This is a genomic window from Bremerella sp. TYQ1, from assembly GCF_020150455.1.
GTDB classification, from domain to species: Bacteria; Planctomycetota; Planctomycetia; order Pirellulales; family Pirellulaceae; genus Bremerella; species Bremerella volcania_A.
The window spans coordinates 5,507,298-5,525,490 of sequence record NZ_CP083740.1; the positions used below are offsets into that span (position 1 = coordinate 5,507,298).

Consider the following 18,193-nt stretch of genomic DNA (forward strand, 5'->3'; position numbering starts at 1 on the left):
TGAGCAAACGGTGGATGTTAAGTGGTTACTTTTTGAGACTGATCCGAAGCGGCCGTTTCAGACGAGCCGATCACGTAGGAAACGAACTGGCAATTGCCGCTGCTTGCTGACGGTTCACGCTGCATGGCGTGATACTCGGCCAGCGTCCGTCCGGTGTAATGATTGCTGGCGAAAGCAAAGAGCTCTTCAAGTCGCTCGTACAAAACTTCGATCGAACGCTGCGTAGGAAACGAAGGACTACCGCCGGGCATTAGCTCGGAGGAATGGAGCGCCATTTCCAGGTAATCGCAGTTCGGTTGGGGGCCGTTCTCAGCAAGTGCTGCCAAGCTGCGGCGATTGCCTCGAAAAGGACGGAACCAGTGATGACGCGGCGCAACTTTGTTGGCAACTCGCTGAAACAGAGGCACTGGCTGACAGACGGTATGCATTGCTTCGGTCAGCTTGTTTTGCTGGCCTGGCACGATCGTCATGGGAACTTCCAAAAGGGAGGAATTCCCAGGACGACTGATTTGGTCTACGTCGATCCAGTAGGCATGGCTGGGGAAATCACGATAGTCGATGCCGCGGTCATTCTGCTTGTCGACATATTGGAATCGCCACTGAAGCCCAGGCGTGACAGAGCAATCGACGCGGTAACCATGTTCAATTAACAGTTTGGCGTAGGTTTCGTTGAAGCCCCAGCGGCCAGCCCGGTGGCTGATCATCTTGGTGTTGAAGACCTCTTCGAGACGATCCGTCAAGCGAGCAATCTTGATTCGCATGTCCGCTTCGGGGTACTCAATCAAGCATGGCTGACACGCACCATGGGCATGATCAAACTCGGTCGATGGAGGGCTGTTCCAGGCATGAAGATGCATGCCCACTTCGGCCGTATCTCGAGCAAGGACATCAAGAGCGAATTCGCGATAGACAGCGCATTCGACCATTTCCCAGTTGGTAAGCCAAGTTGGGCGGAAGCCGTATCGCTCGCAAAGGCTTTGGAACCGTGGCAAGTAGTACGCGTTGCGGGTAGTGATCGTTTGGGGGTTCGACCACAAATCATCGCCTTCGGTGTCGATGGTGATCAACATTGCGGGACGTGCATGGTCCGCTTGGGGGAAATCGTTTTGTTGGCGTGGAGTACTCATGAGACAGATGGTGGGTTGAGTTGGGGAACCTCATGGTGGGGCAGGTCGTTCGACGTCGTGCTGGGAACGTCGAACCAAAGTCGCATGGCGATCGCCAATGCAAACAGATAGAACCCGAGAAAGTGCCCGAAGGCAGCTACGGGATAAAACGTTTCCTGAGTCATGGACGTCAGCAGCAGGGCGATCGTTCCCCAAAGAAGCGGATGTTGCGAAGGTTCGCACTTCCAAAGGGCATGCAAAATAACGCACAGAAGAACCAAGCCGACCGCGAGACCGATCAGACCTATTTCGCTAATCATGTTTAGCGGTTGCATGTGGGCCTGATTGCCTTGCGTGATGGCCGTTCCAAAGCCATAGCCCACGAGCCATGTCCAGGGACGGTCATCGAGGGCTTCCAAGTGCATCTTCCAGATGTCGGTTCGCCCCGCTAGGTTGTCTGACTTGTAAGCCGCAAACGTCGTCGACTGTCGGACGACCAACTCTTCGACTTGTTCTTTGAAGTCGTTTAATCCGTCGACTTTACCCATGCTGGGAGCAATCAACATCGCAGCGACGATAGTCAAGCCAACTGTTCCAGTCCAAACGAGTGGCATCAATCCTCCGGAGCGAATCCACGACCAGACGATCGGCAGGACAAGAACCAACATTGCCCCGAAGCCAGCTCGGCTACCGGATAAGAAAACGGCCAACGTCACCGCAAACAGAAGTAGCACGTTCGATGCACTGAACCGGCTGTAGGTTAAGCTCAAGTGCAGGCTAAACAGAAGCACCAGTTGGCAAGCCGTGTAGGCATGGTTATAGCTGATCAGGCCTAGGCCATCGTACGATTCTCCGAACGAAGCCCATGGACCGGAAACATCCTGCGATTCAGGAAGATGAGCAACAACCGATTCGTAGGGGATTGTTCCGGTATACGTCAGCGCAACGGTAATGACGACGAACCAAAGTACGCACGTTGAAATCGCTACGAGCCAGCGCCGTCGCGGTTCTGTTAGTGGTGTCGAGGCCGCACAAAAGAACAAAATGGCAAACTGAATCATTCGAGCCAATTGGTAGAGCCCCCACTGAACACCCACGTGCGCATCAGGGCTATTCCAGTAAAGCTTCGGTGAAAGCAGCGTTTGAGCCAAAAACGAAATCGCAATCAGCCAAAGAAATGCCATCAGCCAAACCATGATCTTGGCCAACGGAGCCGGCAATCGTTGAACCGACTGCCAATGCCAGAGGCATGCGGCTGCCATCAATCCACCAGCAAAGTCAGCTACACGCGGCCAAACTGCCCAAGATGGTCCCTGCGGCCAAAGCGGTATCAAATAGGCTTGGCTGATCAGATAGAGACATAGCCCTAAGAAGCACCATGGTAGCGACGCTGCGTTTGCAATTGCTGCGGGACGTTGTGTCGCGACTTCCGTGTTCCGATCCAAATGTAGTTCAGTCGCCTGCATACAATGCCTCCAGTGTTCGGACGGCATTGGCCAAATTGAAGCGACTTGATTCGATCTGTCGCAAGGCTTCGTCAGAGGGCAAACTTGGTGGGGCTTTTGCCGCAGTAATTGCAGTTTCTGCCCAATGTTGTGCCGAGTCAGTCAAAGCAAGTCGATTGACGAGCGATGGAATCAGGGTAACTTCCGATGAAATGACATCGGAGATAACGCTCGGCATCCCAGCGGCCTGCGATTCGACAACGGCAAGCGGAAGGCCTTCCCACAACGATGGAAACACAAATACATCCATCGCCCCGCGCAATACTTCCGTCGCGTCGTCGACGAGCCCTGCAAACGTGACGTGCTGCTGCAAGTTCGCTTGGTCGACGAGCTGCTGAATGTCTTCGCGCAAGGGGCCATCCCCTACGAGCAATAGGTGTGCGCGGGAATCGATCGAACGCATCGCCTTAGCAATCTCGACCAGGAAGACGTGATTCTTCGGCTCGCGAAAGCCGCCAAGGTGGCCTAGCACGATCGCATCTTCGGGCAAGCCAAACTTCTTGCGAATTGCGTCTCGGTTAACTGTTTGGTGAAATGCCTCGGTGTCGATTCCGCAGTAGAGAGTGTTCCATCGCTGATCGTTTCCCCATGTCGGAAACAGGGATCGTCCGGCCAGATCGCTAACGGCCAACCCTTGAGTTGCCGAGGTTCGAATCCAACGTTTGGTTGATTTCAGATAGAACTGTCGCCACAAGTTGGCTTGCGACTGTTTTCTAGACGTATCGCTATGACTATGGGCGATGCGGACTTTCACGCCAGCGCTTCGGGCAACTCGCATAATGAAGCCGCCGTAGTGATCGACATGAGCATGGACTGCATCGTACTGGCCATCTTTTAAAATCTTGCGTAGTGCCGGACCATAGATCCAAGGCTTGCGAGGCGATGGACAGTGAATCAGATTGGCACCCAACGCTCGAACTGTGTCGTCGTAGTAGCATGCTTCCGGACGACTGGTGATGAAGTCGACTTGAAAGCGATTGCGGTCGATGGTCTTCAAGACATTAACCAGCCATGTCTCAATGCCACCCACGACAAGGCCATGAACCACTTGAGCAACACGTATTGGTCGTTCGTTGGAGGCGATCATGCTTCCTCCTTGCGTCGTTGTTGAACGGCCCACAATACCACCCAGGTCGATCCAAGTAGCTGCGTGAAAGCCCCGACGCCCGTGGCAATGGCGGCGCCCATCAATTCGTAACGGGGAATCAAGAAAACGCATGCGATAGCCGCGGCAAGCAATGCGGCCAGCAGCACCGGCATTTGAATTCGAAAGCGTCGCGTTGATGTCATCGCTTCGCCCATAAAAGACGTCGCCGTCTCGATACCCAGTACCGCTGCCAGGCAAACAAGCACAGAACTGTACTGCGCGTATTCTGCGGTAAAAAGCAACGTCAAGATCCATTCGCCAGCGAGCCACGCGATTGCGACCGCCACGATTCCTCCCAGTACCGAAAGCCCCATCAGGCGTCCTAGGATTCCGAAGTAAGACTTGAACTCGGCAGCGGCAAAGTGCTTCGCCATGCGAGGTGTAACCGCTTGTCCCATCGCTAGGCTGATCATGTTGCCAGCCAACATCACGTAGGCGATTGCGGCGTAGATGCCGAGGAACCGCTCGTCGAGATAATGCTCGATGAAATATCTGGGTGCGTTTAATTGCAGCGAGCCCAGCATCATCACCAACCCCATCGGCAGCGCAAGTAAACCAAGTTGAACCAGACGATCGCGGTCCCAGATCGGTGCAAACAGTTTAGGCGAGGCCAATTCACTTTCGAGCGCGACGATTTCCGACCCGACCCAGTAAGGAGCCGTGAAGGTCACAATCCCATGGCCAAGTGCCCAACCAGTAGCCGCCCAGAACAGGCTTCCTGTGAAGTAAAGCAGCGTGCCGAGTCCAGCGACGGTGCCTATACCTGCGACAATGCGTGCAAAACCACCACGGTCGAGACGTTCGTGCTTTTGCACCAATCCGTACATCACATCGTTGATCGCATCGAAACTTTTACCGACACCGATCATGAGAGCGACCGCGGCCAGGCTCCAAGCATATCCGGCCGACATCACAATCAAGGGCAGTAACCCAAGAGCGATGCATGTCGTCAGGAGACGCAGGGCAAGATAGTTTCCGAAGCGATACTGGGCCTGAGAATCGGTGGCCTGAATAGCACGCAACTGCAAGTTGGTTAGCAGAAACAGCGGCGCAGTGATCGCAAGAGCAAGTGCGAATCGACCAACCATGGTGGGATCTGTCGCTTTGGCAAGCAGTACCAGATTCGCACCTTGGCAGGCAGCGAACGTCACGTTTCCTGCAAGTGCCCACGCAAAATTATGCGAGAGCGACAAAGCAAGAACCGGGGCAGTCGACGACGATTGCGCAATCGCGTCTTCGGATGGTTCCGAGCAAACGATATTGGTCATTTCGCGGGTTGGCTAGTGGACAGTCAGGCCCAGTTGGCTAGTGCAGAATCCGTTGCCCCTCTCTGCTTCAAGCCAAGTCGTGGTTAGTTGGTGATGTTGACGCTTTCCTTTGGTACTTGCCCATTGGTTATTGGTTGGTCTTCCCACTCCGGATGATTTCTTCCAGGCCTCATCGCTTTGTGGTATTCAGAGTTGTCGTCGCTTTCGGTGGCCCGATGCGCGGCGGCTAAGCTGTTAGGTGGGTACTTTGGGTTGAACTGCTCCGACGTCAGTACGACGCCCAGGCCTGCCAGCATTCCAATCACGCCGGCCAGTAACAGGACCGAAGCCTTTTGCGGCCGGATAGGAAGCGGAGCCAGTGTCGCTTCTTGCAGAATGCTGACGTTAGTGATTTGATCGGTACGAAGTGCATCGTCCAAGCGAGCTTGTTCGCGGTCGCCCAGATATGCCATGTACTTCGATTCCAACTGGGCAACTTCATCCGAGAGTCCGCCGATGGTCGCTTCGTGTTGATTGAGTGTTTTTAGTTTGCCCTTCAGTTGGGTGAGCTGCTTTCGAAGTTCGCCTTGCTGAGCGGTAAGCGAAGCTTCGTCTGCTTCTTTGCGTGCGAGAACGGCCTGCATCAGCTTTTCTCGGTCGTGCTCTTCCTGGGCCAATGCCGTTTCAACTTCTTGGACTAGCTGAGCGATCGCGACCGCCTCGGGATGAGCCGGCGTGAACTTCGAGAGAATTTCTTTCTCGCGGGTTTGCAGTTCGAAGAGTCGCTGCCGCATGACGGCGAGCCCGTCGTTTGGAGTCCCTTCAACGAATTGAGCGAGCAGAACTTCCGGCACTGTTTGCAACGAGCGTTCCAGGGAGCGGCGTTCCGCTGCGACGGCCGAGAGAGATGCGTCGGTTTCTTGAAGCTTCAATTCTGCTTTGTCGATCTGCCCTTCCAGCGATGCACGGTGCCCTTCGATGGAAGCGATGCCTGCGGTCGTCTTGGCATCTCTTAATTCGTTGCGTGCATCACCAAGCTGCTGCTTGAGCAGTTTCGACTGCGCTTCGAAGAAGTCGTGGGATCGCAGGTTGCGATTGATGCGAATGTGATCGGCTAAGTAGACATCGATGAACGTCTCGAGTTTGCCTTGTGCTTCAACAGGATCGAGACCTTCCAAATGCAGTACAATCACCGTAGAGCCACGAGGGGAATCGACGGAAATGGACTGTTGAAGTCTTCGAACGGCCAGTTGCTGATCGACGGCGGAAAGCTGTGTGAAAGCGGGATCTGTGGTTTCGAGGACCTTCTCGAGAAGCGTCTGGCTACGGAGATGCTCGAGGATTGAGTTCATCTCGGTGTCACGTGTCGCGGTGACATCGACGGTATTTCCCGCGGTAACCGTTGGGTCGAGCCCCATGTTTTCTCGACCTAGCCGGACGAAGAGCTTTGCTTCGGAAGCGTATACCTTCGGCATGATATAAAGCGCAGCACCAGCTGCTGCAATCACAAGAAGGCAGACGAACGAGCCGCGCCATTTGTATCGCCAACATGCAGAGATGATTCTGCCAAGCGACCAATCATCGGAAGATGGCGACTGATGAATCATGGTGGTCACGTCGTAACTTCGTTAGGAGGGCCCCGTTTGCACGCCGTTCGCCAGTCAGTCGATTTCACCTTGAAACGAGGTAAAACGAATGTCTGCGGTAAGCGTTGCAGTCCTTACGGGGGTAGAGGATATGTATGCATAATTACGGATTCATCGATTATGCTTACGCGGCTTTCCACAATCAATGAATGCAAACTCGAAGAGACTTCTCAGAAGCGTGTCGCAGAGGCAATTTCACGCTTCCAAACATGCTCGATTCCGAAGAAAGCTCACTACGGTTTTCCACCTAAAGACGTTGGAGCGATTGGACATAGCGAGATAATGAGCAAGCCAAGTAATTAACGGGCGTTTCACTAAGAAAAGACAGCAAAATATTTTGATGCTGCGATCAATTTTTGGAAGGCCACGTTAGCTGGGAAGACTTTGTGCGTACCCGTAGTTCCGTTACGTGCCCGAAGTTGCGCAATTTAACACTGCGGAATCGGTAACCCGAATGGTGGGTAGATCGGATTCTTTAACGCAGTGCGAAACGGTCATCATGCCAAGATCTCGTGAATCACATGCCCTTCGACATTGGTCAGGCGTCGCTCGATTCCGTTGTGTCGCACCGTCAGCTTCTCGTGGTCGAGCCCCAGCAGGTGCAAGATCGTGGCGTTGAAGTCGTACAGCGGATGGACGTTCTCGACCGCCTTCTGGCCGAGCTCATCGGTGGCTCCATGGCTGACGCCCTGCTTCACGCCGGCGCCAGTCATCCAACAGGTAAATCCGTCTGGGTTGTGGTCTCGCCCCTTGGCCCCCTTCTGGAACATCGGCATGCGACCGAACTCGGTACACCATACAACAAGCGTGTCCTCCAGAAGACCTCGCTGTTTCAAGTCACGAATCAATCCGGCTGCTGGCTGATCGAGAATCTCGGCATGCTCATCGTATTGTGGTTTCAGGCTATTGTGGCCATCCCAGTTCAGCTTGCCGCCACTGGCGTAGGCGCCGTTAAACAGCTGCACGAACCGCACGCCTTCTTCAATCAATCGTCTGGCAAGGATGCAGTTCTTCGCGAAGGCAGCCTTGTTCGGATTGGCTGAATCCGCGCCATACAGCTTCAGGATGTGCTCGGGCTCGGATTCGACATCCATTACGTTTGGCACGCTTAACTGCATGCTCGCCGCAAGTTCATAGCTGGCGATCCGTGCGGCTAAATCCGACTCGTGAGGATGTTGCGAGGCATGCCGGTCGTTCATCCGTTGCAGCATCTGCTTGGCGGCCTGGTCTTCTGCGGACGAAACGATCGGCGGTTGAAGATGTCGGATCGGCCGCGATGCGTTAAACGTCGTTCCCTGAAAAGCAGCCGGCAGGAAACCAGGGCCCCAATTGTTCGAGCCGTTCTGCGGCACGCCGCGCGGATCAGGGATTGCCACGTAGGCTGGCAGCGTGTGATTATCGCATCCCAGGGCGTACGTCACCCACGCTCCGAGGCTTGGGAAACCGTCGAGAACCGATCCGGTCGAAAGGAAATTCTCGGCGGGCCCGTGCGTGTTGCTCTTGCTCGTCAGGGAATGCACGAACGCAAAATCGTCCGTCAATTCCGCGAGATGCGGGATCATGTCCGAGACCATCTTGCCGGTTTCGCCGCGTGGACGAAAGCGATACTGCGGTTGGGCCAAGTTGCCGGCTGGGCCTTGGAATGTCACCGCAGGTCCACCTTCGAGCGGCTTGCCGTCGCGGCGGATCAGCTCCGGCTTGTAGTCCCACGTTTCCAGCTGACTGACGCCGCCGGCACAGAATATCACGACCACGTTCTTGGCTTTCGCGGGATAGTGCGATGGCCGTGGCTGATAGGGCCGAGCGGGATCGATCGCGGTTTCCGCCCCTAGAAGACCATCCTGCTGCAGTAAACTGGCCAACGCGATCGCACCCAGTCCGCTCGCCGATTCGGTCAGGAAGCGTCGTCGGTCAAGCCAGCTGCTCGACGGGGAAACTCGGGATGAACCAAACATGGCGGACTCTCTCTTGGGCTTGCTGGCGTGAACATAAATGTCCAAGCGAGCGTTGAGATTCTTACTTTGTGGAAAACTTTTCGACGTGCGAAAACAATTGAGTTTCTTGACCCCAATTCCATGTAGAATCGAGGTACGAGTGGCGCTAATTCGTTAAAAAGTTGTTGCAGACTGTACGCATAAAAACTTATAATTAGGTTCACAGACGCCAGTCAGCCGGCATCTTGGAAAGGATCTCAGCAATCCCTGAGAATCAGCAGGCACGGCATCTCGGCGAATGCCGGCGTGGCATCCTCTTCTATTCTACCTAAGGGATGTACAGGAACTCGTTGCTGTTCAGCAGCACGCGGCACACCGTCGCCAGGCCATGCTGCTCGGCCACCAACAACGCATCGGATCGCTCCTCTTCACTCGGAGCTCGATTCAGGACCAACTCGTAAACGTGGTCGATCTGATCGCTCGGCTCCGGCATCGCTTGCTCGACTCGCTCGGCGAGCTTCTGCGAGTGCTCGATCACGAATCGACTGTTGAACATGTTCAGGGCCTGAATCGCGGTGGTCGATTCGCGACGACGCGGGGTGCTCTGACCGAAGTCGGGGCAATCGAACGCACCGAATACGGCATCTCGTTCTCGCCGGACTCGATGCGAATAGATCATCCGCCGCAGGCCTTCGTCGCCGAACGATTCGATTGGTTTGAAGCCGGACAGTCCGCCTCGCTTGTCGAACAAACTGAAGCCAGGGCCACCCATCGATAGATTCAACTCGCCGTTGATGGCTAAGATCGAATCGCGAATCGCTTCCCCGCTCAGTCGCCGTAGTGGGTAACGCCACAGCAGTCGATCGTCCGCGTCGAACTCGGCGGCACGTGGATCGAAACGGGTCGATTGTCGATAGGTCGCCGAAAGTACAATCTCGCGGTGCAGCGCCTTCATCGACCAACCCTGGGCGACGAACTGATGGCTCAACCAATCGAGCATTTTCGGGTGCGAAGGCGTGGTACCGTTACGGCCGAAGTCGTTGGCGGTCTCGACTAAGCCCATGCCGAAGTGTCCTTGCCAGATGCGATTGACCATCACGCGTGCGGTCAACGGATTGTCTGGCTGAGTGATCCAATCGGCGAGTGTTTGACGCCGCTTCGCTTCGTCCGCATCTTGGGGAAGCTCGACATCACCGAGGATATCGATCACGGCCGGGCCGACTGCTTCCTTGGGCATCTCAGGACTACCGCGGCCAAGGACACGGATCGCATCTGGCTCGCGAAAGACGCCTGCGAAGACAGTTTGTGTACCGTCGAAAGAATTGATCTGACTAGCGAGTGAGGCTTGCTCCTGACGCAATGCCTCGAACTGCTTGGCTTCGGTCGGCGGAAGTTCGGCGGCGGTGATCGGAGCGTGTGCGTTCTTCGCTTGTTGGAAGTCAACGCGATCGTCCGAAGATGCCACTCGCTGCCAGGTGCCATCTTCGGAAAGTACGTCAATGACGTACTCGATCGCTAATCGATCCGAGAACTTGCCGTTGCGATCACGACCCCAGACAACACGGTCGATCTCTTCCGGTTGGGCAAACTCGATCGAGACCCAACCTCCTTCGACGGCGTTAGACATCCAGCTGCGCGAGTTGCCGTAGTTGCCATCGTTCACGAAACGGAGTTCGTGGCGGTTGACGTTGACGTTATCGCCAGAGGAACTTGGTTTGCCGCCACGTTTGGCTGCGGCGACATTCTCGCCCTGCGTGTTGAACACTTCGAGCTCGTCCAGACAGGGTTCGTACTTGTTCGTCTTCAAAATGGTGAAGCGCACTTGTTGGGTGCGGATCGGCTCGAAGCGATCCCAGTTTTCAAACGAGTTCACCATGGACCGCTTCGTGTTGGAACCAGCCAACGGAGCGAACGGTACCAACAGCTGATCAATCTCGGCGTGGCGTTGTTTCCACGCGAGGAGTTGTTGCTCTTGTTCGGCGGTAAGCGGCTTCTCGTAGCTGCGGTCTTTGTATTCGACGCCAGAGATGAACGCTTGCATCTCGTAATAGTCACGCTGCGAGATCGGATCGAACTTGTGGTTATGGCAGCGAGCACAATTGACGGTTAGGCCGAGAAACACCGTGCCGATGTTCGTGACGATCTCGTCGAGCGAGTCTTGTCGGGCCAAGCGTTTGGAGGCTTCATCTTTACCGATTTGGCCAGGCAAAAGTACCGACGCGGTGACTAAAAATCCGGTCGCAGGGATCTCATCCATCGTGTCGCCGGCCAACTGTTCACGGACGAACTGATCGTATGGTTTGTCTTCGTTGAGCGACTCGATCACGTAGTCGCGATAGGGCCACGCGTTGGGACGTTCGGTGTTGACCTCGAAACCATGCGTGTCGGCATAACGGGCCACGTCCAGCCAATGCTGGGCCCAACGTTCGCCATAGCGCGGAGAAGCGAGGAGGCGATCGATAACACGCTGGTAGGCCTGATCACTATCGTCGGCCAGAAAGGCTTCCACTTCCTGCGGTGTGGGGGGAAGACCAATCAAATCGTACGTGACACGGCGAAGCCAATCGCGGCGATCCGCTTCCGGCGACGGCTGCAGCCCAGCTTCTTCCAGGCGAGCGAGAATGAAACGGTCGATCTCGCTGCGAGCCCACGTGGTGTTCTTCGTTGGCGGTGGATCGGAAGCGGCGACCGGCTTGAACGACCAATGGTCGCGAGGGTCTTCCAGTTTGACGCGATCGACTCCGTCAGGCCAATTGGCGCCTTGTTCGACCCATTGGGTCAGCGTGGCAATTTCGGCGGCGGTTGGACGTTCGCCATCTGGTGGCATCACGAGGTCCGCATTCTCATCGGCAATAAACTGCACCAAAGGGCTGTCGCCAGGTTCGCCGGGCAAGATTGCTTCACCGTAAAGCTCGCCCCCTTTCATCGCTTCGCTGCGGATATCCAAGCGAAGCCCACTTTTGCGAACGTCGCCGGCGTGGCACTCGTAGCAGTGCTTTTCCAGGATCGGACGAACGTCACGGACGAAGTCGATCTCGGCCGCCGCGAGCCATCCAGGCAATAGCGGCAAAAGCAAAAGTGTGGGAAGAAAGCGTTTCATGACAGGCCTTAGGAGCAGGCGTTCAAAGGCGGGTTGAGACTTACTTGTTCTTTCCGAACTGTTGGGAAATTTAACGCACAGTTCAGCAAAAAACAGAAATTAGTGGTAAGGATTACCGGCGTCGTAAAGGGCTTGCATTTCCTTGTCGGACATTGCACGGCCCATGATCAACAGCTCGTCGACGCGGCCGCTCAACTTACGATCGATCTCGTTCCAGTTGCCGATCTGGGCAGAGCCGAGTAGGCCAGGATACGCTTGCGAGAGAGCCACTTCGTTATCGAATTGGCCGTTGAAATAGAAGCGAACGGTATGCTTGTCGGCATCGTAAACGGCGGCCAGGTGAACCCAGCGTCCTTGTTCCGGAAGGACGGCGATCTGGGAGTCCGGAAAGCCGGAGTTGGGCTGATCGGTGGGGGCCAGTTTGTTGTCGCGAAGGGCCAGACGCATGGTCGATTGTTTTGTGACCATCCAATGCACTTGCCCTTTACGAGACTTGTCCCAGCCGTCGGTATGCAGCAGCGATTGGTACGGTTCGCCGAGATGATCCAAGCGAACCCAGGCCGCCAATGACAGCTGCGGCCAAGGGTGTTCGCCGCCGACGTTCAGCTTGACATGTTCGCCGATGTTGACGAGCTCGGCCGCCTTCGAACCTGGCCAGCGTCCTTGAACGGTGCGGTAGTTGCCGGGGAGCCGAACGTCTGACTCGAAGTCGATCAGCGAAATCAAATCAGGGTCGTCGCGAAGCTTTTCAATCTCGGAGACGGAACGCACTTGTTGGCCAGCTTGCAGGGCGGCATGCAGTTGAACAACTTCGCCAGGCTGAATGAACGCGGCGGAGCGGAAGTTGGCAGGAGACTGATCTTCTGCCGCAAAGCGAAGGGCCTCGCCATCTTTCAAGTTGCGTGCGTCGTCGCCGGTCGTTGAACTGGCGATCACTTCACCTTGGAAGACGTGTACTTCGGCGTTGCCCCCTTGTGGCATGTCGACGCCGAACTTCGTGCCGAGATCGACCGCTTTGCCACTAGGCGTAATCACGGTGAACCCTTTGGCGGCAGGAGGAACATCGGCGGCGAGGCGGCCGTAGTCGAGCTGAAGCAGTTGCTCCGATTGAAACGTGAACCGGGCTGGGGCTTCGATCACCACGCGAGCGCCGCGGTTGGTGACCAACTCAAGCGTGCCAGCGGTGATCTCGTAGGTCCGACGACCCACTTTGGCCCCGGCAACGAAGTCGAGACCTGCGGCGTTTTCGACGATTGCCAACTGGGCTGGGGGAAGATATGCGTAATAGCCAAACGCCCCAAGCAGCAAGCAAATGGCCAACGATGCCGCGACACCGAGCGTGGCCGACCAACGAGATGATGAGCGGCCGGAAGGTTCGGTGGCTAGAGTCTCCGGGGCATCCGCGGCGAAGTTGGTTTCTTCCAGCGAAGGTACGGCGACGGTGACCTCGGCGAGGGCTGAATCGAGGTTTACAATTTCCAGGAACTCACGCCGTGCGGCGGCATCGTTGCGCAGACGCTCGTTCAGCTGAGCCAGTTCTTCCGGAGAACTGAGCCCTTCCAGGTAATTTTGAACGAGTTGATGCAGCGGGGTCGGGGTCATGAAATTGATTCTTGGGCCAGTTCGCGTTTGACGCAATCTAATAACATTTGACGCATGCGATAGAGCCATTGGTAGAAGCCGGAAACCGACCGGCCACTGTTGGTGGCGATGTCCTGGATCTTCGCTCCCTCTCGATAGGCGTCTTTCAATAGGGAACGCTGGTCAGGCTGGACTTTCTCGAAACAAACTTCCAACGCGGTGCGCTGTTGTTCGAGATGCCGATCGATGCGAAGTGATTCTTCGGCGACGAGTTCGACGACATCACTATCGAGAACCAGCTTGGCTCGACCGCGATCGCGTAGCCAGGAGAGGACCTTATATCGGGCAATCCCACAGGCCCAAGCTCGGAAGTCGCGGTCAGGCTGGAACTCGTCGAACTTTTCCCACAGCACCACGGCAACTTCCTGAAGGATGTCGTCGGCATCGGTCCGAGAAGGAACCAAGCGACGTACGAATGCACGCACAGCAGGTTCGTGCTGCGTGAATATCCGCACAAATCGTTGATTTCGGTTCGAGTCGTCCATTGGCATTTAAAAGGGTGTCCTTGCTTTCCTTTCCAGAAGCTGGTTCAGTTTAACGGACCAAATTGGCGAAACATGCAAGAAAAATGTGCCATGTCGCCCCCCTTTCGGTGAGCAACGCTTTCCCTTTTCCCCGAGTCAAAGCCCACCTCATGCCTAGCAAAAGTGCCGCCCCTCATGTGGCTCTGTTGATTGAAACGTCGCGGACGTACGGCCGTGAACTGCTGCATGGGGTTCGTAAATATGTCACCGAGCGGGGACCGTGGTCGTTGTTTGTCGAGTCGCGTTCGCTCGAGTCCCCTGCCCCGCCCTGGCTGCCGGGATGGAGCGGAAATGGGATCCTCACGCGAAGTGGTTCCCAGGCAATGGTCGATGCGGTGAAGCGAGCCAAAGTGCCGACCGTCGAATTGAGATCGACACGATTGAAGCATTCGTTCCCGTTTGTGGGGGTCAACAACTGCTCGCTCGGAAAGCTGGTCGCCGAACACTTTCTCGATCGCGGCTTTCGCAACTTTGCCGTGTATCAGTTGGGGGCGGAAGAATACTTTCAGCAGCGGTGCGAGAACTTTGTGCAAACGGTGGCCGAGCATGGCTACGAGGCGTTCCGCTATCATCCACTCAATCGCCGCGAGCAGCCAACCCAGTGGGAGCAAGCTCAGAAAGAACTTGCCGATTGGGTCGCCCAACTGCCCAAGCCGATCGGCGTGATGGCATGCACCGACCAACTCGGATTCTGGCTGCTGGATGCGTGTCGACGGTGCGGAGCGATCGTCCCGGAAGAAGTGGCCGTGGTGGGCGTCGAGAATGACGCTTCGCTTTGCAACATGGCGACGACGCCCCTTTCCAGCGTCGAGTTGAACGGCACGGCGATCGGCTTTCGCGCTGCGGAACTGCTCGAGCATTTGATGCGTGGGGGGAAACCGCCAAAGGAACCGATCCTGGTCGAACCGCTGGGAATCGTTACGCGAATGTCGTCGGATATTGTCGCACTGGACGATCCGGAACTTGCCAACGCGCTGCTCTACATGCGCGAACATGCGTGCGAAGGAATCGGGGTACCTGACGTGTTGAAGGCGGTCGCAATTTCGCGAAGTTCGCTCGAGCGAGGGCTGCGAAAGCTGCTGGGACGTTCGCCCAATCAGGAACTGATTCGCTTGAAGCTGTTGCGAGCGGAAGAAATGCTGACGCATACCGACTTAACGCTGTCCGTGATTGCCGAGCGGTGTGGTTTTCGGCGAACGCAACATCTCGCCGAGACGTTTCGGGAACTGTACGGAACGCCGCCGGGGCAGTATCGCCAAGACCGACGCACGGCCCGCTAGGAAACGAAGCAGGATCGCGTGACAAAATAACGGAGCGATAATACGCATTTGCGGATTGTGTGGCGGCGACTGGAGGGGGAAGATGGGGGCGTAACACCTACCTGCTTGTCCTCAGTTTCCTGCCCAGGAGATGCTCATGCCCCGCGTTGCTCTCGATCGTCGTCAATGGATTTCTCAAGTCTCTTCTGTTGCTGCCTCGGCGATGGTGTTTGGTGCGGTGTCGACGACCCAGGCCGATGAAAAGCCGAAAGATGTCAACAGCCGCTTAGGAGTCGGAGCGATCGGGCTGCGTTACCAAGGCTCGGTAATCACCGAAAAAGCGGCGGCCCATGGCGACATCGTTGCACTTGCCGATGTCGACCAAGAGATCCTCAAGAAGGCCCAATCAGACTTTGGCGGCAAGTCGGCGATCATGGAAGACTATCGCGACTTGCTGGCTCGCGAGGATGTCGATGTGGTGATGATTGGTACGCCAGATCATTGGCACACAAAGATGGTTATTGATGCTTGCCGGGCGGGAAAAGATGTTTACTGTGAAAAGCCGCTGACGCTGACGATCGACGAAGGAAAGAAGCTGCGGGAAGTGGTCCAGGAAACGGGACGCGTCGTGCAAGTGGGTTCCTGGCAGCGGAGCGATATCCGCTTTCGTACAGCGGTAGAGATGGTTCGCCAAGGTTGGGTCGGTAATCTGCAAAAGGTGGACGTGGTTCTCGGCAAGAACAAAACAGGTGGCCCTTTCTCGACGCAGCCGGTTCCGAAGATTCTCAACTGGGATATGTGGCAAGGGCAAACGCCAGATGTTCCTTACATTCCAGAGCGTTCGCATTACACGTTCCGCTGGTGGTACGAGTACAGCGGCGGTCAAATGACGGACTGGGGAGCCCATCATATCGACATCGCTCAATGGGGTGCCGGCGGTGTGCCGGTCGAAATCGAAGGGACCGCCAAGATGCCAAGCATCGACGACGGCTACAACGTGGCGGTCGACTACCATGTGCGATATCGCTTAGACAACGGTGTGGAAATGACCGTGGCGGACACTGGGCGAAACGGCGTGATGTTCACGGGAGACAAGGGACGTTTGTTCGTGAATCGAGGGACGCTTGATGGTGCTCCTACCGAACGCAAGCTGCCGCGAGAAGACTTCGTGCTGTACGACTACGACAATCTCGAACGCCCAGAACGGGCCGGCAAGCTCGATGCGATCATCAATCATATGGGCAATTTCTTCGACTGTGTTGCCTCGCGAAAAACGCCGGTCTCCGACATCGAAAGCCAACACCGCAGTGTCAGCACGTGTCACCTGGGGAACATCTCGATGCGACTCGGTCGGAAACTGACTTGGGACGCCAAGGGGGAATCGTTTGTGGGCGATGCCGAAGCGAATCAGCACTTGAGCCGTCCGCAGCGCGACGGTTACGAAATTGGCTAAGCAGTCCGGCAGGCGAATCATTGGGAAAGACAATCATCATGAACAATCAGCGAGTGAGTCGTCGGGCGTTTCATGCGTTGGCGGCAGGAGCGATCGGGTCGGCATGGATGCTGCCGGCATGGGCCAAGTCAGATCGGTTTCAGTTGAACTACATGCTCCCTTCCTGCATGTATGGCTATAGCAAGTTGTCCGAGATTTTGCCGGAAGCGAAAAAGATCGGAGCGACGCATATCGACATTTGGCCCAAAGTGCATGGAGATCAGCGAGAGCAGATCGATGCGATGGGAGAAGAACGCTTCGCTAAATTGCTTGAGCAAAACAACGTCAAACTCGGCTGTATTACGCAGTACAAGCTGGGGCCGTTTGGTTTGCAAAAAGAGATGCTGCTGGCAAAACGATTTGGTTGCCCCATGATGGTCACCGGAGGTGCTGGCCCCAAGGGACTCAAGGGTACCGAACTGAAAAAGGCGGTGGGAGGCTTTGTCGAAAAGATGAAGCCTCATTTGGAAGTGGCGGAAGAACATGGCGTGACGATCGCCATTGAAAACCACGCCAACAATTTGATTGAGTCGCCAGATTCGCTGCGGTGGTTGTTAGAGTTGCGCCCCTCGAAGAGTTTGGCCATTGCTTTCGCACCGTATCATTTGCCTCAGGACGAAATGCAGCTGGCGGCGTTGATTCGCGAACTGTCGGAAGGCATGGCCATGTTCTATGCATGGCAACATGGCCAAGGGGCCCATGACCCCTTACCGGTAGAACAGCAACTGCTGCAGATGCCTGGCCGAGGGACTTTAGACTTTCAGCCCCTTGTCGAAGCCTTAGCCGAGGTGCAATATCAAGGGTGGACCGAGGTCTTCATGCATCCGGTGCCACGGGGGATTCCCATTTTGCCTACCGTGGCGGAAACCACTGCCGAAATAGCACGGGGGCGTGATTACCTGAACGACTGTATCGCCAACCTAGAGAAAGGAAGTTAGCGTGTCGGAAAAAGTACTGATTATCGTGGGGGACGCCTCGGAGACGCTCGACACGCTGTACCCTTACTATCGCCTGCAAGAGGGAGGCTACGAGCCGGTCGTTGCCGCTCCTCACGTGGGCAAGTTCCAGATGGTGATGCACGAAGTAAAGCCAGGCTGGACGATCACCAAGGAGTGGGAAGGCTACACCATTGACGCCGAGATTTCTTTCGCCGACATCAATCCGGAAGAATACGCCGGCATCATGATCAGCGGCGGCAGGGCGCCTGAGTACATTCGTTACGATGAAGACCTGGTGCGGGTCACACGCTGGTTTGTCGAAAACAACAAGCCAGTCGCTTCGGTCTGCCACGGCGTCGAGATCTTAGCATACGCCGACTGTGTTCGAGGCAGGAAGATGGCCACCGTGCCTAAGTGTCAATTCGACTTGGAAGTCTGCGGAGGCATTTTCGTCAACGAACCATGCGTGGTCGACGGTAACATCGTCAGCGGTCGAACCTATCACGACAACGGAAGGTACTTCGGAGCATTCATGAAACTGCTTGAAGAAGCCCACGTCGAAGCGGCAAAACAAACGGTCGCATAACGACGAGTGCTCAACAGATAAAAAAATACCGAGGCGTGTGACACACCTCGGTATTTTTGTTTGGGGAT

13 protein-coding genes are annotated in these 18,193 nt (G+C 55.9%); 4 read left to right on the forward strand and 9 right to left on the reverse strand.

The window, feature by feature from the left end; translation table 11 throughout:
- Positions 1 to 17: 17 nt before the first annotated feature.
- The 9 genes from LA756_RS22370 to LA756_RS22410 all read right to left on the reverse strand — a co-directional run bounded on the left by LA756_RS22370 (position 18) and on the right by LA756_RS22410 (position 13,817).
- Positions 18 to 1,127, reverse strand: coding sequence for a hypothetical protein (locus LA756_RS22370; RefSeq protein ID WP_224436947.1), 1,110 nt, complete (start codon positions 1,125 to 1,127; stop codon positions 18 to 20).
- The gene (locus LA756_RS22375) at positions 1,124 to 2,572 is read right to left on the reverse strand and encodes an O-antigen ligase (protein WP_224436948.1); all 1,449 of its coding nucleotides are present in this window, start codon (positions 2,570 to 2,572) and stop codon (positions 1,124 to 1,126) included. Before LA756_RS22375 ends, LA756_RS22370 begins: the two co-directional genes overlap by 4 nt.
- A complete protein-coding gene (locus LA756_RS22380; RefSeq protein ID WP_224436949.1) occupies positions 2,559 to 3,698 on the reverse strand; it encodes a glycosyltransferase in 1,140 nt (379 codons plus the stop codon). Before LA756_RS22380 ends, LA756_RS22375 begins: the two co-directional genes overlap by 14 nt.
- Positions 3,695 to 5,026, reverse strand: coding sequence for a hypothetical protein (locus LA756_RS22385; RefSeq protein WP_224436950.1), 1,332 nt, complete (start codon positions 5,024 to 5,026; stop codon positions 3,695 to 3,697). Before LA756_RS22385 ends, LA756_RS22380 begins: the two co-directional genes overlap by 4 nt.
- Before the next feature lie 83 nt (positions 5,027 to 5,109).
- Complete coding sequence (locus LA756_RS22390; RefSeq protein ID WP_224440422.1) at positions 5,110 to 6,612, reverse strand: GumC family protein; 1,503 nt, start codon at positions 6,610 to 6,612, stop codon at positions 5,110 to 5,112.
- Positions 6,613 to 7,148: 536 nt separating this feature from the next.
- Positions 7,149 to 8,606, reverse strand: a complete 1,458-nt coding sequence (locus tag LA756_RS22395; RefSeq protein WP_224436951.1) for a DUF1501 domain-containing protein — start codon at positions 8,604 to 8,606, stop codon at positions 7,149 to 7,151.
- A 307-nt stretch (positions 8,607 to 8,913) separates the two neighbouring features.
- Entirely contained in the window at positions 8,914 to 11,685 is a 2,772-nt protein-coding gene (locus tag LA756_RS22400; protein ID WP_224436952.1) for a PSD1 and planctomycete cytochrome C domain-containing protein, read from the reverse strand.
- Between the two features lie 99 nt (positions 11,686 to 11,784).
- Positions 11,785 to 13,287, reverse strand: a complete 1,503-nt coding sequence (locus LA756_RS22405) for a LamG-like jellyroll fold domain-containing protein (RefSeq protein WP_224436953.1) — start codon at positions 13,285 to 13,287, stop codon at positions 11,785 to 11,787.
- Positions 13,284 to 13,817: a sigma-70 family RNA polymerase sigma factor gene (locus tag LA756_RS22410; protein ID WP_224436954.1), complete on the reverse strand. Its 534-nt coding sequence runs from the start codon at positions 13,815 to 13,817 to the stop codon at positions 13,284 to 13,286. Before LA756_RS22410 ends, LA756_RS22405 begins: the two co-directional genes overlap by 4 nt.
- Before the next feature lie 143 nt (positions 13,818 to 13,960).
- On the opposite strand from LA756_RS22410, the gene LA756_RS22415 reads away from it, so the two are divergent.
- The 4 genes from LA756_RS22415 to LA756_RS22430 all read left to right on the forward strand — a co-directional run bounded on the left by LA756_RS22415 (position 13,961) and on the right by LA756_RS22430 (position 18,125).
- A complete protein-coding gene (locus LA756_RS22415; RefSeq protein ID WP_224436955.1) occupies positions 13,961 to 15,130 on the forward strand; it encodes a DNA-binding transcriptional regulator in 1,170 nt (389 codons plus the stop codon).
- Between the two features lie 136 nt (positions 15,131 to 15,266).
- Positions 15,267 to 16,562: a Gfo/Idh/MocA family protein gene (locus LA756_RS22420; protein WP_224436956.1), complete on the forward strand. Its 1,296-nt coding sequence runs from the start codon at positions 15,267 to 15,269 to the stop codon at positions 16,560 to 16,562.
- A 38-nt stretch (positions 16,563 to 16,600) separates the two neighbouring features.
- Complete coding sequence (locus LA756_RS22425) at positions 16,601 to 17,539, forward strand: sugar phosphate isomerase/epimerase (protein WP_224436957.1); 939 nt, start codon at positions 16,601 to 16,603, stop codon at positions 17,537 to 17,539.
- 1 nt (position 17,540) lies between these two features.
- Entirely contained in the window at positions 17,541 to 18,125 is a 585-nt protein-coding gene (locus LA756_RS22430) for a DJ-1/PfpI family protein (RefSeq protein ID WP_224436958.1), read from the forward strand.
- Positions 18,126 to 18,193 lie beyond the last annotated feature (68 nt).

What these genes read in the sequence shown, in the direction of transcription:
- LA756_RS22410 (WP_224436954.1), bottom strand. Translation starts at nt 13,817, where the DNA reads ATGCCAATGGACGACTCGAACCGAAATCAACGATTTGTGCGGATATTC.
- LA756_RS22400 (WP_224436952.1), bottom strand. Translation starts at nt 11,685, where the DNA reads ATGAAACGCTTTCTTCCCACACTTTTGCTTTTGCCGCTATTGCCTGGA.
- LA756_RS22425 (WP_224436957.1), top strand. Translation starts at nt 16,601, where the DNA reads ATGAACAATCAGCGAGTGAGTCGTCGGGCGTTTCATGCGTTGGCGGCA.
- LA756_RS22385 (WP_224436950.1), bottom strand. Translation starts at nt 5,026, where the DNA reads ATGACCAATATCGTTTGCTCGGAACCATCCGAAGACGCGATTGCGCAA.
- LA756_RS22380 (WP_224436949.1), bottom strand. Translation starts at nt 3,698, where the DNA reads ATGATCGCCTCCAACGAACGACCAATACGTGTTGCTCAAGTGGTTCAT.
- LA756_RS22370 (WP_224436947.1), bottom strand. Translation starts at nt 1,127, where the DNA reads ATGAGTACTCCACGCCAACAAAACGATTTCCCCCAAGCGGACCATGCA.
- LA756_RS22395 (WP_224436951.1), bottom strand. Translation starts at nt 8,606, where the DNA reads ATGTTTGGTTCATCCCGAGTTTCCCCGTCGAGCAGCTGGCTTGACCGA.
- LA756_RS22420 (WP_224436956.1), top strand. Translation starts at nt 15,267, where the DNA reads ATGCCCCGCGTTGCTCTCGATCGTCGTCAATGGATTTCTCAAGTCTCT.
- LA756_RS22415 (WP_224436955.1), top strand. Translation starts at nt 13,961, where the DNA reads ATGCCTAGCAAAAGTGCCGCCCCTCATGTGGCTCTGTTGATTGAAACG.
- LA756_RS22375 (WP_224436948.1), bottom strand. Translation starts at nt 2,572, where the DNA reads ATGCAGGCGACTGAACTACATTTGGATCGGAACACGGAAGTCGCGACA.
- LA756_RS22405 (WP_224436953.1), bottom strand. Translation starts at nt 13,287, where the DNA reads ATGACCCCGACCCCGCTGCATCAACTCGTTCAAAATTACCTGGAAGGG.
- LA756_RS22390 (WP_224440422.1), bottom strand. Translation starts at nt 6,612, where the DNA reads ATGATTCATCAGTCGCCATCTTCCGATGATTGGTCGCTTGGCAGAATC.